Source organism: Vibrio sp. 03_296 (genome assembly GCF_002265885.1).
Map to the genome: position 1 here is coordinate 1 of NZ_NPKW01000759.1, position 1,791 is coordinate 1,791.

The 1,791-nt window shown below is 42.0% G+C and carries 1 pseudogene; it reads right to left on the bottom strand.

Annotated features, from left to right (window positions below):
- Positions 1-220: 220 nt before the first annotated feature.
- Positions 221-1,758: pseudogene (locus CIK04_RS27675) on the bottom strand (AAA family ATPase); the annotation flags it as partial.
- Positions 1,759-1,791 lie beyond the last annotated feature (33 nt).

Here is a 1,791-nt window from a genome sequence, read left to right on the forward strand (position 1 = left end):
TGACTGCATGCTAGTCTCCTATAGACATTTGATTAATAAACTCAAAAAGAGTCAGATTTCTTACTAGAATAAGAACTTTAGAATTAATAATAAATGTATTAAATAGGTAAAATTAAATACACACTTTTATAACTGAGATGCTCGCTATTTAGTAGTGAATAACGAACATCTGTTAAACATGTTAGATGAAATTCTCAATTAACTAAAATCATAAAAAGTATTAGACGATTGAGATAGACAAGTCATTAACTTCGCCTTCTATCTCAATTCTATTAATTCTTATGTCATTAAGAATGGCATTTAATACGGTTTCAGATATTTAGGCAACACCTTATTTCAATCACATTTTGAAGAGCACGCGCGCCACTGCCCGTTTCATTGCAGCTGTCAACAATACTATTAATTAAGCGATCGTTGATCACTGCTTCTGCTTTATAGTTTGTCTTTATCCTCTTCTGAATTTTGGAGAGTTKCAACGCGGTGATTTTCTCCAAAACATCACGATGCAAAGGGATATAAGGAATGACATTCACTCGACCTAAAAAAGCGGGCTTGAAATCCTGTAACAAATCGTCTCGTAGCGCTTCTTTGAGTGCCTCCGGATCCGGAGCAAGCTCTGGATCTTGGAATAACTCCATTGTTGTTTCCGTTCCAGAGTTTGAAGTCATGATAATGATGGTGTTTTTGAAATCGATGTCTCGCCCTTCACCGTCTTTAATCATCCCCTTATCAAACACCTGATAGAAAATATCCTGTACACCCGGATGGGCTTTCTCCATTTCATCAAGCAATATGACGCTGTAAGGTTTTCTTCTTACGGCTTCCGTTAGCACCCCCCTTCGCATACCCAACGTAGCCCGGAGGAGAGCCCAGCAGTAATGAGACTTTATGCTCTTCTTTAAATTCAGACATGTTAATGACGGTGATGTTCTCTTCACTACCATAAACTTGCTCAGCAATGGCCAATGCAGATTCCGTTTTACCGACACCACTTGGGCCTACCAAGAAAAAATAATCCGTTAGGTTTTGATTCTTCATGAGCTGCGCTCTCGCGGTTTTGATCACTTCCGCCATTTTACTCAACGCGTGATCTTGGCCGACCACTCGCTCTTGCAGATGTTGCTGTAAGTCTAGAATCGCTTTTATTTCATCGCTTTTTAGTTTGCCTAACGGTATGCCTGTCCAGCCTGCAATAATTTCAGCAATTAGGGCTTCGTTAACATGCGAAAACACCAAAGGCATCGGGTTAGACGATAACTGCTGTTCAATGGATTGCAGCTGATTGGCTTTCTCTGCCGACGGTTCTGCCAAAATGGAATCACGGAGCGCTTTGGCCTGTTTGACTGCGCCTTCTTCATCTCGCCACGTTGTCTCTAGTTGGTGGATTTCACTTCGAAGGTGCGACAACTTACTTTCTAGTTCATCAAGGGTTGTTTGATGAGAATGACCAAATGCAAGTTCATTGGTGAGCTGAAGTTGTTGAGCTTCTATCATTAGACGTTTTTTGTATTTCTGATCAAGCAGCCCTGGTATCGAGTTTTGACTCAAAGCAACACGAGAGCACGCGGTATCTAAAACCGATACCGCCTTGTCTGGCAACTGACGACCGCTAATGTAGCGAGAAGAAAGAAAGACAGCGGCCTTTAGTGCTTCGGTAGTAATGTGGACACCATGATGTTTTTCCATGACAGGAACGAGGCCACGCAGCATCTCTATCGCCAACTCAGGTGAAGGTTCCTCTATTTTAACCACTTGAAACGACGCGGCTCTGGCCCGTCGTTTTCAAGTGGT